We start from the raw sequence: 21,365 nt of genomic DNA, 5'->3' as shown, positions 1-21,365 counted from the left end.
AGCGGAGTGAGCGAAGGCGGTGTGGTTCGGGAGGCGTTGTCAATCGCGGTGTCGGCGGGTGTGCCCGTTCTGTTGTGGGGCAGTCCCGGCACCGGCAAGACCTCCGCGGTCGTCGCCCTCGCCGAGTCGCTGAACTGGCCGATCGAGGTCGTGATCGGATCCATCAGAGAGCCGAGCGACTTCGCCGGCCTGCCGGTGATCTCCGACGGCGCCGTAAGGCTGGCGCCTCCCGCCTGGGCGCAGCGGCTGGCCACGGCCGGGCACGGGTTGCTCTTCCTGGACGAGCTGACCACGGCTCCCCCGGCCGTACAGGCCGCGATGCTGCGGGTGGTGCTGGAACGGGTGGTCGGCGACGTGCGACTGCCTGACAAGGTACGGATCGTCGCCGCCGCCAACCCGCCCGAGGAGGCGGCCGACGGGTGGGAACTGGCCGCGCCACTGGCCAACCGGCTCGTGCACCTCGACTGGCCGGTGGATGGCCGGCAGATCGCGCGCGGGCTGGCCGTGGGGTTTGCGCCACCGTCGTCGGCCGGGTTCGAGCGGGGTGCATCGCGGGAGGAGGTGGCTCGGGCACGGGCGACCGTGGCGGCGTTCCTTGAGGTCAGGCCCGGACTGGTGCTGCGGGTGCCAGGAGGTGGAAGTGCTCCCGAGAGTGGTGGCCACGGCGGCATCGGCGTCGATATCGGCAGCCCTGGCAGTGGCGGTGGCTTCCGTGGCGCTGGCAATGGCCCTGGTGGGGGCGGCTTCGGCGAGGGCGGTGGCGGTGGGCGGGGGTGGCCCAGTCCTCGGTCGTGGGAGGCGGTGGCCACGTTGATGGCTGCCTGCGAGGCCGCCGGGGCGCACGCCGACGTGCTGGCCGTGCTCGTGGCGGGGGCCGTCGGTGAGGGGGCGGCGCTGGAGTTTCTGTCCTGGGTGGAACATCTGGACCTGCCGGATCCGATGGCGGTGCTCGCGGACCCGGACGCGTTCGAGCTGCCCCGGCGCGGCGATCGCGCGTTCGCTGTGCTCACCTCGATCGTGGCCGTGGCGGTGGCCGCCGGTGACGCGGAGCTGTGGGACGCCGCCTGGAAGGTGATCGCCAAGGCCACCCGTACCGCGCCCGACGTGGCCACCCTCGCGGCCCGTACACTGGCGGGCCGGCGACCTCCCGGGGCCCGGATCCCGGTCGCGCTGCTGGAACTGACGCCGATCCTGCGCGCGGCGGGCCTGATCGAATGAGCGACCTTGAGAAGTGGGCCGCGGCTCGGGTCTGGGCCGCCCACCAGGCTCCCTACCTGGCCCACGCGCTGCTCACGCTCGAACCGGTCCTGCTCACCGACTCCCCGGACGGTACGGCCCCGCGCCCCGATTTACGGCGCTTCCCCGCCGACACGGGATGGCACATCTACGTCGGAACCGAGGAGCTCGCGCGGCAACGCGTACCGGAGATCGGCTTCTGGCTGATCCACCAGGTGAGCCACCTGCTACGGGAACATGCCCGGCGCTATCCGGGTGACGCGGACGAGCGACTCACCTGGAACCTGGCCACCGACGCCGAAATCAACGACGACCTCGACCCACTTCTACCAGCCGGGACTGACACGCCCGCGCAGCTCGGCCTGCCGGCTGGCCAGACCGCCGAACAGTACTGGCACGCTCTACGCGGGAGACCCGCCGTCGAAGGGTTTTCGCACGGACAACCCACTACCGACGAAGTTGCGCGCCGACACGGAACCGTCGAAGAGGTCGCACACGGACAACCCGCCACAAGCGAGGTTCCGCGCGAGCACCAGGCCACCGACGAAGTTGCGCGCGGGCACCAGGCCAGCGAAGAGGATGCGCACGGGCACCTCGCCAGCGAAGAGGTGGCGGACGGCGACTGTGGCAGTGCGTGTGATGGCCTGCCGCGCCCGTGGGACTGCGGCCTGCCCGGGCTCTCCGCCACCAGCGCCCGGCTCACCGCGCTCGACACCGCACGCCGCATCCGCGAACGTCTCAACGCCCGCGACGACGTACCGGCCGGCTGGCGCCGCTGGGCCGAGGACGTGCTCGAACCGTCGGTGAACTGGCGCCGCCTACTGGCCGCCAAGGTACGCCACGGCCTGGCCCAGGCAGCGGGCGGCGTGGACTACACCTACCGCAGGCCGTCACGCAGGGCCGCCGCACTGCCCGGGGTCGTCCTGCCCGGCCTGCGCCGGCCCCTGCCCTGCGTGACCGTGCTCATCGACACTTCGGGGTCCATCACGGACACCATGCTGAGCCAGGCGCTGGCCGAGGTACACGGGGTGCTGCGGGCCGTCGGCATCGGGCGGCGGCTGGTCAGCGTGACCGCCTGCGACGCGCGGGCGTACCGGCCGCAGATCGTCGGCCGGGTCTCCGACCTGCGGCTGGGCGGGGGCGGCGGCACCGATCTGCGGGCCGGTTTCGCCGCCGCCCTGGCCTCCCGCCGGCCGCCTGACCTGATCGTCGCGATCACGGACGGCCGCACTCCGTGGCCGGACCGACCACCTGCCGGCACCCGGGTCGTCGTCGGCCTGCTCGACGCGGATGGACGGGCGCCGGCATGGGCGCACACCGTACTGATTGAGGAGGATCGATGACTTTCAGCGCGCCGGACGATGACTTCGACCCGGCCCCGTACGAGGCCGTCGGGATCCCACCGCAGGAGAGTCGGCGCTGGTGGGAGTGGCGGCTCGCCCCGGCGCAGGCGGACGCCTGGCGGCGGGCCGGAGTCGCCGACCCCGCGCCGGCCACCCAGTGGGCCATCGCCCAGGTCACCCCCGAGCAGGTCGCCGCCTGCCGCGACGCGGGGCTCACCGCTTCACAGGCACTCCTCTGGTACGAGTACGAGTTCGAGCCCGACGAGGCCATCGCCTTCAAGCGCGAGGGCCACACCCCTGAGGAGGCCTACGACCTCAGGCGCGGCCACAAACCGCGCCGCCGTCGCGACGCCACAGAGGAACTCGATCCGTTCTCGAGTCTGATGGCCCTGGCGGGCGGTGATGGTGGCGAACCGCGTGACCAGACGCAGCGGTTCATCGCGCGGGCGGGCAATGCCGACGGTGTGGTGTTGTACGGCTACATCGACGAGAACTGGGTGGACGACGAGGCCACCGCGTGGGCCAGGCAGAAGGTGCCCGCCGCGACCGCGCGCATGTGGCAGGAACTGGGCCTGCGCCCCGCCGAGGCGAAGCGCTACATCCGGCGCGGCCTCAGCCCGATGGCGGTCGCGCGGGCCTGGTGGCAGGCGGGGATCCCCTTCGAAGAAACCGCCTCCTGGGCCGGCGCCGGCCTGACCCCCCAGGAGGCCACCGAACAACGCGCAAGGGGCGTCACCGCCGAACAAGCCGAAACCCTACGCGCCCTCCGCGACAACCATTAGCCCCACCACGTCACCCACCTCCCCAGGCAAGCCCATGCCTGCACATCGCCCCCTTCCCCAGGCGAGCCAATGCCCGGCTTCGAACCACCCGGCCTCAAACCAGCCGGCATCGGACCCCAGGCACGCGAGCAATACACCGCAGGCAGGCCAGCACCACAATGAGCCACTGCCAGGCCAGCACCGCACCGCAGGTAAGCCGGCCAGCATCGTCGTGCCCCCAGGCAGGCTGGTCGGCACCCCAAGGCAGGCTGGCCGATATCGTGCCCCGCAGGCAAGCCGGGCAGTGCGCCGCACGGAGGCCGGACAGTGCGCCGCACCGAAGCCGGGCACCGTATCCCGGACCAACCCGATCCCGGACCAACCCGACCCCGGACCAACCCGACCCCGGACCAACCCGACCCCGGAACTGCCCCTAGGCAGGCTGACGCCTCAAGCAGGCCGTGGTCGCATGCGGCGGCGGGCAACCACGGTCTGTGCGGCGGCCGGCCTGATCAGTGGGCGGGTTGGGTCATGATGTGGTGACTGGGACGAAGCCGGTGCCTGCGCGGTAGTTGGGTGACTGGTGCCGGAAGTAGGTGTTGTAGACCTGGCAGTAGCGGCCGCCACGGGCCAGGAGGGTGGTGTGGTCGCCTTCCTCCACGATCTGGCCGTGGTCGAGCACGATGATGCGATCGACGTGCTCGATCGTGGACAGGCGGTGGGCGATGACGATCGAGGTGCGACCGGCCAGCACCACGTCGAGGCCCTCCTGTATCTGGGCCTCGGTCAGCGGGTCGACGCTGGCCGTGGCCTCGTCCAGGACCACGATCGCCGGATCCTGGACGAGCAGGCGGGCCAGGGCGACGAGTTGGCGCTGGCCCATCGACAGGGCGCGGCCGTGCTCGCCGACGTCGGTCTCCAGGCCGTTCGGCAGGGCCTCGACCCAGTCGCCGCCGCCGACCGCGGCCGCCGCCGCGCGGATCTCCGCCTCGCTCGCCTCCGGTCTCGGGTAGCGGATGTTGTCGGCCACCGTGCCGCTGAACAGGAACGGCGCCTGCGGCACCGCGCCGATCTGGCTGCGGTAGCTGCCCAGCTCAAGGGTGCGGATGTCGCGCCCGTCGATCAGCAGCCGGCCTTCCTGGAACTCGTAGAAGCGGGTGATCAGCTTGCTGAGCGTGGATTTGCCCGCCCCGGTGTGCCCCACCAGCGCCACGCTCTCGCCCGCCTCGATGACCAGGTCGAAGTTCCGCAGTACGGGCTGCGCCGCGTCGTACCCGAAGGTGACGTCCTGGAACTCGATGCGCCCGGCCAGCCGCCCGGCCGGTCGCGCGTCGGTCTGCACCACCCGCGGCGGCGCGTCGATCAGCGCGAAGACCCGTTCCGAGGCGGACAGTCCCTGCTGGAACTGTGACCAGAACGCCGCGATGGACGTCAGCGGGAACCAGAAGAGCGCCACACCCTGGAGGAACAGGTACCAGTCGCCGGCGGTGATCTCCCCCGACACGACGGACGAGCCGCCGAGCTGGACCAAGGCGACCGTGCCGAGCCCGGCCACGAAGAACAACACGGGGAAGATGGTCGAGAAGACGAAACCCTGCCGCAGCGTCACCCCGTAGCTCTGCCGGTTGATGGGCCGGAACTCGTCGTAGACCTGCTGCTCCTGGCGGAAGTTCTTGGCCACGGCGATCCCGCCCATGGTCTCCTGCAGGTTGGCGTTGACCCGGCTCAGCGAGCGTTGCGCCCTGCGCGTACTGGCCCTGGCCAGCCGGCGGAACAGCAGCGCGAACCCCACCACGATCGGCACCACCAGCAGCGTCAGCAGGGCCAGCTCGACGCTGCGCACGAACAGCAGCACCGTCACGAACGCCACCATCAGCACCTGGCTGATCAGGTCCATCGTGAGTGTGGAGACGGTGGCGAAGTCGTCGGTGTCGGAGGTCACCCGGCTGACGATCTTGCCGGAGGGCGTCTCGTCGTAGAAGGACAGGTCGCGTTCCAGCACCGCGTCGAAGGCGTCCTCGCGCAGGCGCAGCACGACATCGCCGGTGACCCGCGCGCTGTTCTTCTGCCGGAGGTAGTTGAACACCCACGACAACACTCCGGTGCCCAGGATCCCGGCGGCCAGCATCCAGCCGACCTGGCCGATCGTGCCGTCCGCGATGGCATCGACGGCCAGGCTGACCAGCGCCGGGACGGCCGCCTGGCTGGCGGACAGCAGCACGATCATGGAGGCGACCAGGAGCATCGCGCCCAGCTTGGGCCGGAAGTAGGACATGATGCGGCGCAGCAGGTCGCGGTCGTTATACGTGCGGTCGTAGTCTTCGGCGTCGAGGCCGTCCATGATGAAGCCCATCAGCGCACCCCTCCCTGCTCGCCGGCCAGGACCGGCCCATCTTCATGGCCGGGCTCGTGGCCGGGCTCGTGTACGTCGGCCTCGTCGTAGTGCGCGAAGACCCGCCGGTAGAGGCGGCTGCGCCGGATCAGCTCGTCGTGCGTGCCGAAGTCGGCCACCTCGCCCCGCCGCAGCAGCAGCACCTTGTCCGCCCATCGGATCTGGGAGAGCCGGTGGGTGATCAGCAACGTCGTACGCCCTTCGAGAATGCGCCCGATCGCCTGCTGGATCTTGTCCTCGGTCGCGGAGTCGATGGCGCTGGTGGAGTCGTCGAGCACGAGGATCGCCGGATCGGTCAGCAGCGCCCGCGCGATGGCCAGCCGCTGCCGCTGCCCACCCGACAGGGTGACGCCGCGCTCGCCGATCACGGTGTCGTAGCCGTCTTCCAACTCCTCGATGAACTCGGCGGCCTGCGCGTCGTGCGCCGCCCTGACCACCGCCTCGTGATCGGCCCGCTGCCCCTTGCTGAAGGCGATGTTCTCCGAGACCGAGCGCGAGAAGAGCACGATGTCCTGCTCGATGGTGGAGATCTGCGACCGCAACGAGTCGAGGTCCCATTCGCGTACGTCAACGCCGTCGACCAGGATCCGCCCCGACGTGACGTCGTAGATGCGTGGCACGAGCTTGGTCAGCGTGCTCTTGCCGGAGCCGGTCTCGCCGACGATGGCCACGGTCTCCCCCGGCCGTACCGTGAAGCTCGCCCCGCGCAGCGCCCGCTCGCCGTCCTCCTCGTAGCCGAACGTCACGTCCTCGAACACGATCTCGCCGCTGATCGGCGCGGCGTGCCCGTCGGCGCGCTGCTCGATCTCGCTGTCGGAGGTGATGATGGTGAGGATCCTGCGCGAGGACACGATGCCGATCTGGATCAGGGAGAACGTGAAGATCGACATCTGCGTCGGGAACCCGAGCATCCCCATGAGGCCCATGAACGCGATCAGTTCGCCCATGGTGATCGCCCCGGCCGCCTGGAGGGCGAGCGCGTGCCACAGCGCCCCCGCCATCGCGAAGGCGAACAGCAGGGTCGGCAGGTAACGCGCCTGCACCAGCCCGTTGCGTACGAACGAGTCCCGGTAGAGCCGCGCGTTGGCACGGAACCGCCGCCGTTCCTGGGCCTCCTGCGCGGTCACCTTGATCACCTCGATGCCGCGCACGGCCTGGTTGAGCCCCGCGTTGAGATCGCCGAACTCCTCCCGCATGCGGGTAGACACCGGGTTGAGCTGCCGCATGTAGTGCCACAGCGCGAACCCGAACACCACCGCGAAGACGCCGGGGGCCAGCAGCAACCGCGGGTCGATGGTCGCGATGAAGAACAGCGGCACCAGCCCGGTCAGCCCCGAGTCCACGATGAGGTCGGCGCCCGGCGTGATCATGATCGACAACTGCCGGATGTCGTTGGCCGCCCGCGCCATCAGGTCGCCGACGCGCTGCCGGTTGTGGAAGGTCTGGCTCTTGCCGAGCAGGCTCACGTACAGCTCGTCGCGGGCGTCCCGCTCCAGCCGTTTGGCCAGCACCTCGCTCGACAGGCGGGCCCAGAGGTCGAACAGGCCGCGAGCGACCACGATCGCCAGCAGCGCCAGCGCGATGAACCCCAGCGCGTCGAGCGGCTCGCCCCGATTGCCCAGCACGGCGTCGAAGGCGTCGCCGGTGAGCTGCGGCACCATGGCGTTGAGCACCACCATGACGAGCGACCCGCCGAGGAACCCGACCAGGTGCAGCGGATGACGGCGCAGATGGGACCAGAGCCAGCGCACCGGCCCACGGCGGTTGTAGCGTGGGCCGGAGACTGAGAACTCCGTACTGTTGGTGCTCATGTGACACAGCCCCCCGGCCGCTGCTAGTCAGGCTTCGAACCCGTTTTCTATCACCGGCCACCGACAGTTTTCGAGCTCTTTTCCCCGGGCCCGCGCCGTTGACGGGAGCCGGTCGTGCGGTGGCGTAGCGTGGCCGCATGGAACAAATGAGCGATGCCGAGTGGCGTGAGTTCGTCATGTCGGGCACCCGTACGGGCAAGCTGGCGGTGACCCTGGCCGACGGCGCGCCGCACGTCACGCCCATCTGGTTCCTGCTCGACGGGGACGCGGTGGTGTTCAACACCGGGGAGACCAGCCTCAAGGGCAAGGCCCTGAGCCGCGATCCCCGGGCCGCGTTGTGCGTGGACGACGAGAACCCGCCGTACTCGTACGTGCTCATCAAGGGCAGCGCCACCCTCTCCCTCGATCTGGAGGAGATGCTGGCGTGGAGCACGGAGATCGGCAGGCGTTACATGGGCGACGACCGCGCCGAGCAGTTCGGCACCCGCAACGCCGTCCCCGGCGAATTTCTCGTACGGCTGAACATCGAAACCGTGATCGCCCACCGCGCCATCGCCGGCTGACACGCGGCTCCCACACCACCGGGCGCTGGGCTCGCCTCCAGCAGCCTTATTCTGTGTAACCCATTCGTCGCTTTCGGCTACATGCTAGCTGTCATGCTAGTTAACATGTCAGCTGGCATGACGTCTGCGGTGGCCGGAGGTGGCAATGCTCGACGAGGAACTCTCCGAGATCGTCGAGAACCTCCGCACGCTGGGCGGGGATGTAGCCGACGTCGAGGTGAAGAAGTCCCAGCGTGAGCTGCCGAAAACCATTCGAGAGTCCCTGTCCGCCTTCGCAAACACGCACGGCGGCGTGCTGATCCTGGGGCTGGACGAGAGCGCGGGCTTCGCAGCTACCGGCGTGCAGAACGCCGTCAAGATCTCGAACGACCTGGCCTCGCTCTGCTCCACCGATATGGAGCCCGTTCTACGCCCGTTGATTCGTGTCCACGACTTCGAGGGGGTTCAGGTCATCGTCGCGGAGGTTCCAGAGCTGGAGCGTGCCCGACGGCCATGCTTCTACAAGGGCGCCGGCATGACGAAAGGCAGCTTCATTCGGGTAGGAGACGGAGACCGGCATCTGTCGAGCTACGAAGTCCAGATCATGCTGTCCTCACGAGGGCAACCTCGAGACGACGAGCAGGGAATTCCCGGGGCCGGGCTGGAACTACTCGATCCCGTCGCTCTGGAAACATTTGTCCAACGGCTGCGTATCAGCAGACCGTACGCTTTCAGGGACTGTGATCGCGATGCCCTGCTCCGACGGGCGAAGATTATGGTGACCGGCCACGACGGCGCCGAAGTTCTCTCCTTGGCAGCGCTTCTCGCCCTCGGCACCTATCCGCAGGAGCACTTTCCTCAGCTCATCATCAGTTTCGTGCACTTCCCTTCCCCCACGGGCGACGACGCCGCCGCAGGGACCCGCTTCCTGGACAACCTCACGATCGAGGGCCCCATTCCTGTCATGGTCCGCGACGCGCTGGCGGTGATCAGGCGCAACATGTCCAAACGAGCCATCGTCGGCGGCGCTGGGCGAGAAGACGTCTGGGAATATCCGGAAACGGCGCTGCGGGAGGTCGTGGCCAACGCGCTCGTGCACAGAGATCTCTCCAGCACTGCCCGCGGCGCGCAGATTCAGCTCGAAATGTATCCGGACCGGCTCGTGGTTCGGAGCCCCGGTGGACTCTTCGGCCCTGTCACGGTGGACAACCTGGCCGACGATGGAATTTCCTCCACACGCAACGCCACCCTGATGAGGATTCTGGAAGACGTAGTACTGCCTGGTGAAACGCGCACGGTGTGCGAAAATCGCGGGTCGGGAATTCGCGCCATGGTCAATGCCCTCCGCTCCGCAGGAATGAGCCCACCCCAGTTCGACGACCGGATCTCCGCCTTCACCGTCACCTTTCCGAACCACACGCTGCTCGATGAGGAGACCGTCAGATGGATCGAAGGGCTCGGCGAACAGCGGCTCACCGACAGCCAATGCATCGCGCTGGCCATGCTGCGCGAAGGTCAGATTCTGGACAACCGCTCCTACCGGAACACCGCCGGTGTCGACTCCCGTGTCGCGACGGCCGAACTTCGCGACCTCGTGGCGCGTGAACTCGTCGTACAGACGGGAACCAACCGGTGGGCGCGCTATGAACTGTCCGAACGATTGCACCGGCGTTCACCGCAGGAAACGTCGCTGACCACACGCACTGACCGCCGACCGCAATTGCTGGATGCGCTGGGCGACGAAACGCTCTCACGAGCCGACCTGGCACGACGGACCGGGCTCACCGATCAGACGGTACGCCGCTGGCTGGCAATCCTGAGGGAGGAAGGGACGGTGGAACTCATCGGAAGCTCTCCGCGAAGCAAGCTCGCCCGATACAGGCGAGCCCGTCAGGCGTCCCTTTTCTCCTGAGCGAGCCCATCAGCGGAGCCGGTGACCGGGGTGCGGAGGGTGCCGAGGTGGTCGATTTCTACTTCCACGACGTCGCCGGGGACCAGCAGCCATGGTGGGGTGCGGACGTAGCCGACGCCGTCGGGGGTGCCGGTGGCGATCACGTCGCCGGGGTTGAGGGTCAGGGTGCGGCTGATCAGGGAGAGGACCTCGCCGACGCTGAAGATCATGTCGCGGGTGTCGCCGTCCTGGACGACGGTGCCGTTGACGCGGGTGCGCACGCGTAGCCCGTCCCGTAGGTCGCCGACCTCGTCCGCGGTGACGATCGGGCCCATGGGGCCGCTGCGGTCGGCGTTCTTGCCCAGCGTCCACTGGGTGGACAACTTCTGGGCGCGGCGGGCGGTCAGGTCGTTGAAGGTGGAGTAGCCGAGCACGGACGCGAGCGCGGTGTCCGGGTCGGCGTCGCGGATGGGCTCGGCGACGTACGCGGCCACCTCCCCCTCCCAGTCCAGCCCCGGCTCACCGGACGGCACGGCGACCGGCACGCCGCCCACGCTGAGCGAGGCCGTCCACCGGCCGAACAGGGTGGGGTGCTCGGGCACCTCGAAGGAGCCTTCCGCGGCGTGCGCCCGGTAGTTCAGCCCGACGCAGATCACCCGCGCGGACGGCGGCACCGGCGGAACGAACTCCACGTAATTCGACGAAATGACCCGCCCATCGGTCTTGGTGAGCCACCCTCGCGGGTCGGCCCAGAAGGTGGCTGCCTCAGCCAGCAGCATGACCTCGTCGCCGTCCAGCCTGGCCACGTGCACGGTGTCCTGGCCGGGCAGGCGTACCCCCGCGAGCTTCACCCTTCGTCCTTCCAGTCGAGCGGCACGAGCTTGAGGTCGAACTCGATCTCCTCGTACGGGCCGTCCATCCCCCACTCGCCGTCGCCGCGCGGCCGCGACTCGCAGATGAGCTCCTCCTTGACCGCGTACGCGGCGTCCGAGCCCAGGAACGGATCCCCGGCCAGGAAGACGTGCGTGGTCAGGGGCCGGTAGCCGGCGGCGGCGACCCGGTAGTGCAGGTGGGCGGGGCGCATCGGGTGCCGGCCGATGGCCCGTAGCAGCGTGCCGCCGGTGCCGTCCGTGGGGACGGGGTAGCTGCTGGGCCGGATCGTACGGAACCAGTAGCGGCCTTCGGCGTCGGTGGTGAACAGGCCGCGCAGGTTGCCGATCTCCTGGGTGTCGTCCTGGCTGTCGTACAGGCCGGTGTCGTTGGCCTGCCACAGGTCCAGCGTCGCGCCGGCCAGCGGGGTGCCGTCGCAGTCGAGCACGCGGCCATGTACCACGGTCGGCACGCCACGCTCCCGCTCGGGACCGAAGCTGATCCACGCGCCGGGCTCGCGAGCGGGCGCCGGGGAGTGGAACGGACCCTCGACGGACGACGGCGTCATGCCCTCGGGGCCGGAGTTGTTGACCTCGTCCACCGCGCTGGTCAGGCCGAGCATGTCGGAGACCAGGATGAACTCGTTGCGGTGCGGCGTGCACACGCGCCCGGTCTCGATCAGGAAGTCGAGCCCCGCGATCCACTCCTCGTCGGTGGGCCGCACCTCCTCGACGAAGGCGTGCAGGTGGCGGACGAGCGCCGAGACCACCTCATTGACCCGGGGGTCGGGCCCGTCGATCTGGCTCAGGACCTGTCGCAGCAGCGGGGTCACGTAGTCCTCCAAAGGCTCAGCGGGAGCGTATCGCCCGCCCGCGCAAATGACCAGTCAACCCGTAGAATGGTTCGGGTGTTTAACGGCGTACCCCAGACCCGGGCGGAGTCACTGGCCGCCACCATTGAGGCGATGATCGGCGAGCGCGGACTCGGCCCCGGCGACCTGATCGGGACGATGGACGGCTTCCGCGACCTGTCCGGCTACGGCCGCGCCACGATCAGCGAGGCGGCGCGGCTGCTCAGCGACCGCGGCACGGTGGAGATCCGGCCAGGCCGGGGCGGCGGGCTGTTCGTGGCCGCGCTCAACCCGATCGTGCGGCTGCGGCACACGTTGCTCACCGTCCGCGGGATGCCGGCACGGGTGGCGGACGCCATCGCCGTACGCGAGTCGCTCGAACCGCTGGTCTGCGCCGACGCGGCCCGCCATCGCAGCAAGCAGGACATCGCGGACCTGCGCAAGCTGCTCACCGCGCTCAGGCGGGCCACGAAGGACACCGACCGGTTCATGCGCGCCAACTGGGCACTGCACGAGCGCATCGCCGAGATCACCCCGAACCACCTGGCCAAGGCGGTCTACCTGGCCATGACCCAGTGCATCTCGGAGCTGTCCGAGCACGCCGACCCCGACGCGCACACCCGCCCCGACGACTATCTGCGGCACCGTCTGGAGGTGCACGCGGAACTGGTCGAGGCCATCGTCGCGGGAGACGAGGATCGTACTGCCGCCGCCGTGGAGCAGCACCAGGCCCCACGCTCCACGACCGCCGCCGAGCAACACCAAGCCTGACGCGCGACGCGGGAGGTCAGGCCCGCACGCTCGTGGCGCTCTGGATCATGGGGCAGGTCGTCCCGCCCGAACCACCACGGGACTTCCACGTGGACGACGATCATGGCAGGCGGTGGCTGGTCAACTGGGGAGCCGCCGAGGTCGCCTACGCCAAGGCGCTGCTCGCCGTCCCTGACGCCCGCGAACGGGTGCACGCCGCCTGGGACAAGCTCGTGAACCCCGCCACCACCATCGACCAGGCGCTGCCGCTGCTGGGACTCAAGCACACGCTCGACGCCCCTCAAGGAGCCGACCCATGTCGCTGACCCTGCCCGTTCCCGTCCTGCTGGCCCGCCCGCTGGCCAGGTCGATCGACTGGGCGCCGCTCGCCGTCGTCACGGTGTTCGCCGCGGCCCTGCTGACGCTGGTGGACTTCGGGGAGCCGCTGGCCGGCGGCGAGGCGCTGCTGCTGATGCGCGTCACGGGCACCCTGCTCGGCTCGGCCGCCGCCTTCGCCCTGGTGGACGCCATGTCCACCGACCTGGGCGCGGCGGCCACACCTCGCTGGGTACGCCAGGCGCTGCGCTGCCTGCTGGCGGGCGGCACGGCGGTGGCCGTCTGGCTCGGCGCGTTCGCGTACACGTTGTACCGGCTCCCCGACGGCTCGCTCTTCCCGGTTGGCGACCTGCTCATCGAGATGGCCGTCTGCCTGGGCATCGCGCTGGCCGCCGCCGCCACAGCCGTCCGGTTCGCGGCCGGCCGGCAGGCCGCGATGGCCGCCGTGGTGGTGCAGCTCGGGCTGGTGGTGGCCACCGTCCTGCTGCCGGACGCGGTCAGGTTGTGGCCCCCGACCTGCGGGTTCGGGCACTGGGACGAGGCGCACCGGTTCTGGCTGGCGATGTCGCCTGTGCCGTACCTGTGGCTGGGTCTGGCCTGCCGCGATCTGCGCCACTGACCTCCCGCCGTACGGCGAGGGCGGCGGCCACGCAGGCGAGCGGGATGGCGGGCAGCACGTAGCGGTGGTCGAAGTCCAGGGCGGCCACCGGGGCGACCAGCAGGAACATGGCGAACGACCACGGCAGCAGCACGGCCGGGCGGCGGCGGGCCACGCCGATAGCGCCCACGACCAGCAGCGCGCCGAACGCGGGGCCGTGCAGCGGCCACGGGTACGGGTAGGCGGCCAGGATCGACGCGTACGGCTCGACCGACTTCATGCCGCGAATGTCCGGGTCGTATTCGCTGCGGACCTTGCCGATGAGGGCGTGCTGCTCGGGCAGCGGCCACGAACCGTGCGGGAAGGACTCGTGCGCGCTGACCCGCTTGGGGTGGGCGACGGGCTCCCAGGTGAAGGCGAGTGAGGTGTTCCTGACGACCTCGCTCAGGTAGTCCAGCGGCTGGGCGGTGATCGCGGCGATGGCGAAGGACCTGGCCCGGTCGTTGTGCAGGAAGCGGTCGCCGGGCAGGCGGTTGAGCGAGGAGGCCGGGTCCCAGACGTACTCGGAGGCGGCGTCGAGCACGGTGCCGTTCGGGCAGAGCGGGGCCAGGTCGGGCGGCGGCCGGATGCGGGAGCAGTCGGCGAAGGTCATGGTGCGGGCCCACAGGGCGACTCCGTCGGAGCCGCTCAGGGCGAACCTGCCGTGCTGCTGGGCGTACCAGCCGGCGTAGGCCAGCAGGGGCAGCGCGCCGGCCAGCACCAGGGCGGCGACCCGCCGCCACGGGGTGCGGCGCAGCAGCAGGTGGAGCGCGGCCAGTCCGAGCAGGGGGACGGTCGCGGTGCGGGTGAGGCCGGCGAGCGCGAGCAGCGGCCCGGCCACCGCCGCCGCCCGGACGGAGAGCTTGTCAGACCACGTGAGAGCCAGCAGGGCGGCGGTGAGCAGGAAGATGACCTGCAGGTCCGACAGCACGGCGTGCTCCAGCCGGACGAAGGCCGGATCGAACAGCACCGGCACCGTGGCGGACACCGCGACCCAGGCGGGCAACGACCGGCGGCGCAGCAGGACGTACACCATCACCGCGATGCCGAGGCCCATCGCGTGTTGCACCGCCGCCACCAGCTCCACGCTCTGGAAGGGGCGCATGAGCCACAGGAACCACGAGTACCCGGCGGGGTGGAAGGCTCCCGGCGGCTTTATGTCTGGACTACAAGCGCTTGCAATGCATGCACGCTCATGCAACAAACCTGCACAGCCCACGCATTGACTCGCCCGGCAATCGGTTGCATAAAGAGGTGCACCCCGGTCGCCGTCAACCCCACCGGAGGTTCCACAGTGCGTAGGACAAGAGCACCCAAGACTCATTTATGGCTTCTCGCGGCCACGGCCGTCCTCCTGCTGCTGGGGGTGGTGACGTTGCCGAGCGCGTCGGCCGCGACACTGTTCGGGGACGACTTCGAGGACGGCGACGCCGCCGGCTGGGCGCGCTCCGGCGGCAGCTGGTCGGTGGTCAGCGACGGCAGCCGGGCCTACCGGCAGTCCGGCACCAGCGCGGACGCCAGGGCGCTGGCCGGCGGCGGATGGGGCGATCAGGCGGTGCAGGCGCGGGTGAAGCCGATCGCGTTCAACGGCTCGGGACGGTACGTCGCGGTGCTGGCCAGGGCGCAGAGCACCAGCAACTACTACTTCCTCGGCCTGAGCAACGCGGGCACGGTCGTCCTGGGCAAGCGGACCGGCGGCGGCCCGGTGACCCTCGCCTCCGCCGCCGCCTCGGTGGTCCCCGGCGCGTGGCGCACGCTGCGGCTGGAGGCGTTCGGCAGCACGTTGCGCGGTTTCGTGGACAACGTGCGACTCGTCACGGCGACCGACACGAGCCTCGCCTCGGGCAAGGCAGGGCTGGCCGGCTACTACGCCAGCGCCTCGTTCGACGATGTGCTGGTGAGCGACCTGGGCGGGCCGACCGAGCCGCCGACGGAGCCGACCCTGCCGCCGACCGGCTCGTGCGTCTCCCCCGGCGCTCCCGTCGGGTTCGCCTCAGTGAACGCCTGGGGGCAGAACGGCACCACCGGAGGCGCGGGCGGCCCGACCGTGGAGGTGGACACGGCCGCCGAGCTGATCTCCGCGATCGGGCGGAGCGGGCCGCTGACGGTGTGCGTGCGCGGGATGGTCACCGTCCCGGCCGGCATGTACGACGTCGCCTCCGACAAGACGATCCTCGGCGTCGGCGCCGGATCGGGGATCAGCGGTGGCGGGCTCAACATCGGCCTGCCGCCGGACGACGCCATCACCTCCCCGCCCGCGAACGCCGTGCACAACGTCATCGTCCGCAACCTGCTGTTCAGGAACGCCAGTGACGACTCGATCAACGTGCAGATGTTCAGCCACCACGTGTGGATCGACCACAACGACCTGGCCGCCGGCTACGACGGGCTGATCGACGTCAAGCGCGGCTCGTCCTACGTCACCGTGTCCTGGAACCACACGCACGACCACACCAAGAACATGCTGCTCGGCCACGACGACGGCAACGCCGCCCAGGACGTCGGACGGCTGAAGGTCACCTACCACCACAACTGGTTCGACCGGACGCCGCAGCGCAACCCGCGCGTGCGGTTCGGAGAGCCGGTGCACGTGTTCAACAACTACTACGTCTACAACACCGACGTCGGGGTGGCCTGCCAGGCGAACGCCGGGTGCGTGGTCGAGGGCAACTACTTCGAACGGGTCGAGGAGCCGGTCTCCAACTCCTACGCCGGGCCCTCGGGCAGGTGCGTGGCCAGGAACAACGTGTTCGCCGACGAGTCCGGCGCGCCCGACTGCTCCGGCGCCGTGCAGGAGCCGGGCACGTACTACGCCTACACCGTGGCCGACCCGGCCGGGGTGCGGGCGGCGGTCATGGCGGGGTCGGGGGTCGGGAAGATCTCCCAGTGACTCTGGCAGGCTGGCCGCATGACCGACATGGTGGTGGCCGACTTCTGGTTCGATCCGTCCTGCCCGTACACGTTCCTGACCTCGCGGTGGTTGCTGGAGGTACGCCAGGTGCGCCCGGTCGAGGTGCGCTGGCACGTGATGAGCCTGAAGGTGCTCAACGAAGGGCTGGAGGTCGATCCGGAAGGTGATCCCGAGGGATACCTGTGGATTCCGGTACGCATCTGCGCGGCGGTGCAGCGCGATCACGGGCAGCAGGCGCTGGAGCGGCTCTACACGGCGATGTGGACCACCGGCTCCGGCGACTGGATCGGCGACCTGCGCACGGCGCTGAGCACCGCCGGGCTGCCGGTCGCGCTGGCGGAGGCGGGGCACGGCACGGACTACGACGACTTCGTACGCGCCTCGCACGCCGAGGGCGTCGGCTCGATCGGCCCCGGCGTGGGCACCCCGATCGTCCGGGTCACGGCGGGCGGCGAACGCGTGGTCTTCTTCGGCCCGGTCGTCTCCCGCCTGCCCACCGGCGAGGACGCCGGCCGCCTGTGGGACGGGACGCTGCTGGTGGCGGGCACGCCGGGCTTCCACGAGCTGAAGGGCAGGCCGCACGAGGAGCCCGACCTTCACGGAGTGTGACGAGTTTCGCCGATCCCGTGATCCGCGCGGGACGTGCTGGCTAACCTTGGATGCCCCATGGACGAGCATGTCATCACCACCGAGTGGATCAACGCCCCCGACGAGATCGGCTACCACGACTACGTGACGGGCACCTTCAACTCCTTCTCGTGCACCTGCGGGCAGCCGCTGCCCGACCGGCGGGCCGCCATCCGGCACGCCGCGGCGTCGGGCCGCTGCCAGATGTGCCTGGGCTCCGGCCAGATCTCCATCAACCCGCACGACCGCGGCGGCTGCGACGGTTGCGGCGGCTCGGGCAAGGGGGATCCGGGCACGGTCATGGTGCAGGCGCGGGTGAGCGAGAGGTTCGTCAAGGAGGTGGCCGCGCTGCTGCCGGGCGAGTTCGGGCTGACCGACGTCGTGGCGGTGCTCAATGAGCGCATGCCGCCGCCGGACGGCGGCCCCCCGGCCATGTTGTCGGTGGCCGCGGGGCTCATCCGGTACCTGGAGGTGCAGGGGATGGTCGTGTTGTGCACCGCGCCCGACTACCCGCCCGCGGCCGGCGAGGAGCAGCGCTACGACGATCCCCGGTGGATCCGGGTGGCCTGATCACCTGAGCGGCTGCACGTCCCCCGGGGCTGCACGTCGTTGATGCCGGCCTGCTCGGCTCAGAGCAGCTTGTCGAGCGTGATCGGCAGATCGACGACGCGCTTGCCAGTAGCATGCCGCACGGCGTTGGCCACCGCCGCCGCGGCTCCGGTGATGCTGACCTCGCCGACCCCCACCACGCCCAGCGGCGAGATCGGGTCGGGCTCGTTCAGGCAGTGCAGGTCGATGCGGGGGATGTCGGCGTGCACGGGCACGTGGTACTCCGACAGGCTCGGGTTCATGATCCGGCCGTCGCGGCCGTCGATCAGCGTCTGCTCCGACAGCGCCATGCCGATGCCCATCACGATGCCGCCCCGCAACTGGCTCTCCGCCGTCCTGGTGTTGATCACCGTGCCGACGTCGAACACGCCCAGCCAGCGCGACACCCGTACCTCGAAGGTGTCGGGGTCCACCCGTACCTCGCAGAACTGCGCGCCGGACGCGGCCTTCACGTACCGCCTGGTGTCACGCACGGTCTTGGCGACGAAGCCCAGCATGTTCGCCTTGATCACGGCCTCCGCGTGGCCACGGCCGGCACCGGCCAGGATCTCCGCGTACGTCTGGCCGCGCCCCCCGTGGTACAGCCCGCCGTCGCGAACCTCCAGCTCCTCCAGCCTGCGCCCGCGCAGTGGCGAGGCGGCGGAGCGGCGGGCCAGGCCGAGCAGTGTGCGCTTCAGCTTGGCGCAGGCGGCGACCACGGCCGCCGCCGCGCTCGCGGTCTGGACCGAGCCGCCGGCGAACGGGGCCTGCGGCAGGTCGGAGTCGCCGTGCTCCACGCGCACGGAGCCGAGGGGCACGCCCAGCTCGTCGGCGGCGATCTGCGCCTGGGCCGTCGCCGCGCCCACGCCGATCTCGTGCAGGCCGCACTGCACCACGACCTTCCCGGCCGCGTCGATCCGCACCGTGGCATTGGCCGGCATCAGCATCTGCGGGTGGTAGGCCGTGGCCACCCCCATGCCGACCAGCCACCGCCCGTCCCGCATGGCGCCGGGGCGGGCGTCGCGCTCGCGCCAGCCGAACATCTCCGCCCCCACCCGGTACGCCTCCACCAGCCGCCGGTTGGAGAACTGCTTGCCGCCCACCGGATCGCGTTCCGGCTCGTTGCGCGCCCGCAGCTCGATCGGGTCCATGCCGAGTTCGCAGGCCAGCTCGTCCACGGCCGACTCCATGGCGAAGCTGCCGATGGACTCGCCGGGGGCGCGCATGAAGGTGTTGGACAGCAGGTCGAGCCGGACGACGCTCTGCCGCAGCTGAATGTTGTCGCAGGCGTACAGGTGCCGGGAGCTTCCGGTGATGTTCTCCGGCATGCCGCCGACCTGCCCCAGCCTGGACACGCTGGTGTGGAGCAACGCGGTCAGCCGGCCGTCCGCCCCGGCGCCCAGCGCGACCCGCTGTGTGCTGGGGGTGCGACCGCCGACCGTGTGGTAGACGCCCTCCCGGGTGAGGGAGAGCCGTACCGGGCGGCCCGTCGCCCGCGCGGCCAGCACGGCGAGCAGCGTGCCCGCCCAGAACGAGCCCTTTCCGCCGAACCCGCCCCCCACGTACTGGGCGAGCACCCTGATCCGCTTCTCCGGCAGCCCGAACCGCTGGGACAGGTGCTTGCGCAGGCCAGAGATGCCCTGCGTGCTGTCGTGCACGGTCAACCGGTCGCCGTCCCAGACGGCGGTCGTGGCATGCGGTTCGAGCGCGTTGTGGTTGTGCGGCGGCGTGCTGAAGGCGAGGTCAACCGAGTGCGCGGCGGCGGCCAGCGCGGCCGGCGCGTCCCCCTTGTCGGTCGAGGCACCGCCCATCAGGCCGCCCTTCTGGGGCTCGGCCTTCGGCTCCTCGGCCGCGAAGTCCAGTGTGGCGGGCAGCTCCCGGTAGGTGAGCCGGACCAGCGAGGCCGCGTACCGTGCCGTCTCCGGCGTCTCGGCGACCACGACCGCCACCGGCTGGCCGTTCCAGTGCACCTCGTCGGTGGCCAGGTAGTTGACCGACGTGCCCGAGAGCATGGCGCTGAACACGGCGTTCATGCTGGTGGGGATCCCCTTGGGGACGGGCTTCATCGGCGGCGTGTTCTCGTGGGTGAGCACGTCGACCACGCCGCGCACGGCCTTGGCCTCGGCCGTGTCGATGGCGGTGATCCGGCCACGGGAGATCGTGGCGTGCACGACCGCGGCGTAGGTCAGGCCCGGGTAGGGGAATTCGGCGGAGAAGCGGGCCTTGCCGGTGGTCTTGGCCGGGCCGTCCAGCCGGTCCACGGACTGGCCGACGTACTTGGTGGTGCCGGTCGCGCGTTCCTCGACCGCCTCGGACTGTGTGACGGTCATCGACCGGCTCCTTCCGTACTCAGCTCGCGGCTCAGCTCGCGCAGCGTGGCCACGATCGTGGCCTTGGCGAGCCCTGGTTTGAACGCGTTGCCCTGCCTGACGGTCGCGGTTGCCAGCTCCGCCTCCGCCGCGCGGCGGAAGGCCGCCTCGTCGGCCGGGCCGTTCAGCAGGATCCGCTCCGCCTCGCGGGCCCGCCAGGGCTTGGGCGCGACGCCGCCGAGCGCCAGCCGTACCTGGCTGACCGTGCCTTCGCGCACCTCCAGCGCCGCCGCGACCGAGACCAGGGCGAAGGCGTAGGAGGCGCGGTCTCTCACTTTGCGGTAGCGGGAGTTCGCCGCGACCGGCGCGGGCGGCAGCTCGACCGCCGTGATCAGCTCGCCGGGGGCCAGCGTGGTCTCGATCTCCGGCGTGTCGCCGGGCAGGGCGTGCAGGTCCGCCAGCGGTACGCGCCGGGTGCCGTCCAGGCCGCGCACCTCGACCTCGGCGTCCAGGGCGGCCAGCGCGACGCACATGTCGGAGGGGTGGGTGGCGATGCAGCTGTCGCTGACGCCCAGGATCGCGCCGCCCCTGTTGAAGCCGTCGAGCGCGTCGCAGCCGCTGCCGGGCTCGCGCTTGTTGCAGGCCGAGGTCCCGTCGTAGAAGTACGGGCAGCGGGTGCGCTGCAGCAGATTGCCGCCCACCGTCGCCATGTTGCGGAGCTGGGCGGAGGCGCCCGACAGCAGCGCCTGCGACAACATCGGGTAGCGGGTGCGCACCCGCCGGTCGGCGGCCAGGGCGCTGTTGCGTACGAGCGCGCCGATCCGCAGCCCGCCGCCGGGCAGTTCCTCCACGGTGTTGAGCGGCAGCCCGGTGACGTCCACGACGGTGTCCGGCCGCTCGATGCCCTCGCGCATCAGGTCGACCAGGTTGGTGCCGCCGCCGAGGAACTTGGCGCCCGGCTCGGCGGTGATCGCTCGTACGGCGTCCTCGACGTTGGTGGCCTTGACGTAGGCGAACGACTTCATCGCGCGTCCTTCCCGGCCACGTCCATGATCGCGTCCACGATGCCGTTGTAGGCGCCGCACCGGCACAGGTTGCCGCTCATCCGCTCCCTGACCTCGGCCTCGGTGAGCTCCGACGAGTCGGCCACGACGCTCGGCATGCCGGACGCGTGCTCGGCCAGCATGCCGATCGCCGAGCAGATCTGGCCCGAGGTGCAGTAGCCGCACTGGAAACCGTCGTGGCGCACGAACGCCTCCTGCAACGGGTGGGCCACGCCTTCGATGGTGGTGATCTCACTGCCGTCGTACTGGACGGCCAGCGCCAGGCAGGCGTTGATCCGCATGCCGTCGGCGAGCACCGTGCAGGCGCCGCAGGCGCCCTGGTCACAGCCCTTTTTCGGGCCGGTCAGGTCGAGCCTGTCGCGTAGCGCGTCAAGCAGGCTGACCCACGGTTCCACGTCGAGGGACTCGACGTCACCGTTCACCTTCATCCGAATCTCGGTCACTCGG

The 21,365-nt window shown here is 70.5% G+C and carries 18 protein-coding genes; 10 read left to right on the top strand and 8 right to left on the bottom strand.

Features of this window, described 5'->3' with window-relative positions; translation table 11 throughout:
- Positions 1–6 precede the first annotated feature (6 nt).
- Genes AB0I81_RS14735 through AB0I81_RS14725 form a run of 3 tightly spaced genes read left to right on the top strand, consistent with a single transcriptional unit; the run spans position 7 to position 3,361 of the window.
- The gene (locus AB0I81_RS14735; protein ID WP_360655798.1) at positions 7–1,218 is read left to right on the top strand and encodes an AAA family ATPase; all 1,212 of its coding nucleotides are present in this window, start codon (positions 7–9) and stop codon (positions 1,216–1,218) included.
- On the top strand, positions 1,215–2,579 hold the full coding sequence (locus AB0I81_RS14730) for a VWA-like domain-containing protein (RefSeq protein ID WP_360655795.1): 1,365 nt from the start codon (positions 1,215–1,217) through the stop codon (positions 2,577–2,579). The genes AB0I81_RS14735 and AB0I81_RS14730 overlap by 4 nt, the downstream gene beginning before the upstream one ends.
- Positions 2,576–3,361, top strand: coding sequence for a hypothetical protein (locus AB0I81_RS14725; RefSeq protein WP_360655792.1), 786 nt, complete (start codon positions 2,576–2,578; stop codon positions 3,359–3,361). The genes AB0I81_RS14730 and AB0I81_RS14725 overlap by 4 nt, the downstream gene beginning before the upstream one ends.
- Positions 3,362–3,869: 508 nt before the next feature.
- On the opposite strand, the gene AB0I81_RS14720 is transcribed toward AB0I81_RS14725, so the two are convergent.
- Both AB0I81_RS14720 and AB0I81_RS14715 read right to left on the bottom strand, forming a co-directional pair.
- Positions 3,870–5,693 (bottom strand): ABC transporter ATP-binding protein, encoded by a 1,824-nt coding sequence (locus tag AB0I81_RS14720; RefSeq protein WP_360655789.1) that lies wholly within the window; start codon positions 5,691–5,693, stop codon positions 3,870–3,872.
- A complete protein-coding gene (locus tag AB0I81_RS14715; protein WP_360655786.1) occupies positions 5,693–7,543 on the bottom strand; it encodes an ABC transporter ATP-binding protein in 1,851 nt (616 codons plus the stop codon). Before AB0I81_RS14715 ends, AB0I81_RS14720 begins: the two co-directional genes overlap by 1 nt.
- Positions 7,544–7,680: 137 nt before the next feature.
- Here AB0I81_RS14715 and AB0I81_RS14710 point away from each other — a divergent pair, with 137 nt between their 5' ends.
- Positions 7,681–8,106, top strand: coding sequence for a PPOX class F420-dependent oxidoreductase (locus tag AB0I81_RS14710; protein WP_360655783.1), 426 nt, complete (start codon positions 7,681–7,683; stop codon positions 8,104–8,106).
- Between the two features lie 145 nt (positions 8,107–8,251).
- Entirely contained in the window at positions 8,252–9,997 is a 1,746-nt protein-coding gene (locus tag AB0I81_RS14705; RefSeq protein ID WP_360655780.1) for an ATP-binding protein, read from the top strand.
- Here the strand turns inward: AB0I81_RS14705 and AB0I81_RS14700 are convergent.
- Positions 9,976–10,827: a fumarylacetoacetate hydrolase family protein gene (locus AB0I81_RS14700; protein ID WP_360655777.1), complete on the bottom strand. Its 852-nt coding sequence runs from the start codon at positions 10,825–10,827 to the stop codon at positions 9,976–9,978. The two genes, AB0I81_RS14705 and AB0I81_RS14700, sit on opposite strands and share 22 nt — an antisense overlap.
- Positions 10,824–11,678, bottom strand: coding sequence for a dioxygenase (locus AB0I81_RS14695; protein WP_360655774.1), 855 nt, complete (start codon positions 11,676–11,678; stop codon positions 10,824–10,826). Before AB0I81_RS14695 ends, AB0I81_RS14700 begins: the two co-directional genes overlap by 4 nt.
- 75 nt (positions 11,679–11,753) lie before the next feature.
- Here AB0I81_RS14695 and AB0I81_RS14690 point away from each other — a divergent pair, with 75 nt between their 5' ends.
- Both AB0I81_RS14690 and AB0I81_RS14685 read left to right on the top strand, forming a co-directional pair.
- The gene (locus AB0I81_RS14690; protein ID WP_360655771.1) at positions 11,754–12,467 is read left to right on the top strand and encodes an FCD domain-containing protein; all 714 of its coding nucleotides are present in this window, start codon (positions 11,754–11,756) and stop codon (positions 12,465–12,467) included.
- Between the two features lie 32 nt (positions 12,468–12,499).
- Positions 12,500–12,772: a hypothetical protein gene (locus AB0I81_RS14685; RefSeq protein WP_360655768.1), complete on the top strand. Its 273-nt coding sequence runs from the start codon at positions 12,500–12,502 to the stop codon at positions 12,770–12,772.
- A gap of 507 nt (positions 12,773–13,279) precedes the next feature.
- On the opposite strand, the gene AB0I81_RS14680 is transcribed toward AB0I81_RS14685, so the two are convergent.
- A complete protein-coding gene (locus tag AB0I81_RS14680; RefSeq protein ID WP_360655765.1) occupies positions 13,280–14,524 on the bottom strand; it encodes a hypothetical protein in 1,245 nt (414 codons plus the stop codon).
- A 264-nt stretch (positions 14,525–14,788) separates the two neighbouring features.
- Between AB0I81_RS14680 and AB0I81_RS14675 the strand changes: the two genes are divergently transcribed.
- From AB0I81_RS14675 to AB0I81_RS14665, 3 genes are read left to right on the top strand one after another with little or no spacing between them, the layout of a single operon-like run.
- Positions 14,789–16,309: a hypothetical protein gene (locus AB0I81_RS14675; RefSeq protein WP_360655762.1), complete on the top strand. Its 1,521-nt coding sequence runs from the start codon at positions 14,789–14,791 to the stop codon at positions 16,307–16,309.
- 18 nt (positions 16,310–16,327) lie between these two features.
- On the top strand, positions 16,328–16,939 hold the full coding sequence (locus AB0I81_RS14670) for a DsbA family protein (protein ID WP_360655759.1): 612 nt from the start codon (positions 16,328–16,330) through the stop codon (positions 16,937–16,939).
- Between the two features lie 57 nt (positions 16,940–16,996).
- Positions 16,997–17,527, top strand: a complete 531-nt coding sequence (locus AB0I81_RS14665) for a hypothetical protein (protein WP_360655756.1) — start codon at positions 16,997–16,999, stop codon at positions 17,525–17,527.
- Positions 17,528–17,586: 59 nt separating this feature from the next.
- On the opposite strand, the gene AB0I81_RS14660 is transcribed toward AB0I81_RS14665, so the two are convergent.
- From AB0I81_RS14660 to AB0I81_RS14650, 3 genes are read right to left on the bottom strand one after another with little or no spacing between them, the layout of a single operon-like run.
- Entirely contained in the window at positions 17,587–19,875 is a 2,289-nt protein-coding gene (locus AB0I81_RS14660) for a xanthine dehydrogenase family protein molybdopterin-binding subunit (RefSeq protein ID WP_360655753.1), read from the bottom strand.
- Positions 19,872–20,879: a xanthine dehydrogenase family protein subunit M gene (locus AB0I81_RS14655; RefSeq protein ID WP_360655750.1), complete on the bottom strand. Its 1,008-nt coding sequence runs from the start codon at positions 20,877–20,879 to the stop codon at positions 19,872–19,874. Before AB0I81_RS14655 ends, AB0I81_RS14660 begins: the two co-directional genes overlap by 4 nt.
- Positions 20,876–21,346 (bottom strand): 2Fe-2S iron-sulfur cluster-binding protein, encoded by a 471-nt coding sequence (locus AB0I81_RS14650; protein ID WP_360657173.1) that lies wholly within the window; start codon positions 21,344–21,346, stop codon positions 20,876–20,878. Before AB0I81_RS14650 ends, AB0I81_RS14655 begins: the two co-directional genes overlap by 4 nt.
- Positions 21,347–21,365: the final 19 nt, after the last annotated feature.

The organism is Nonomuraea sp. NPDC050404, from assembly GCF_040655495.1.
Classification (GTDB): Bacteria; Actinomycetota; Actinomycetes; order Streptosporangiales; family Streptosporangiaceae; genus Nonomuraea.
The sequence above is the reverse complement of the archived record's forward strand: the minus strand, read 5'-3'. Positions and strand labels throughout refer to the sequence as shown.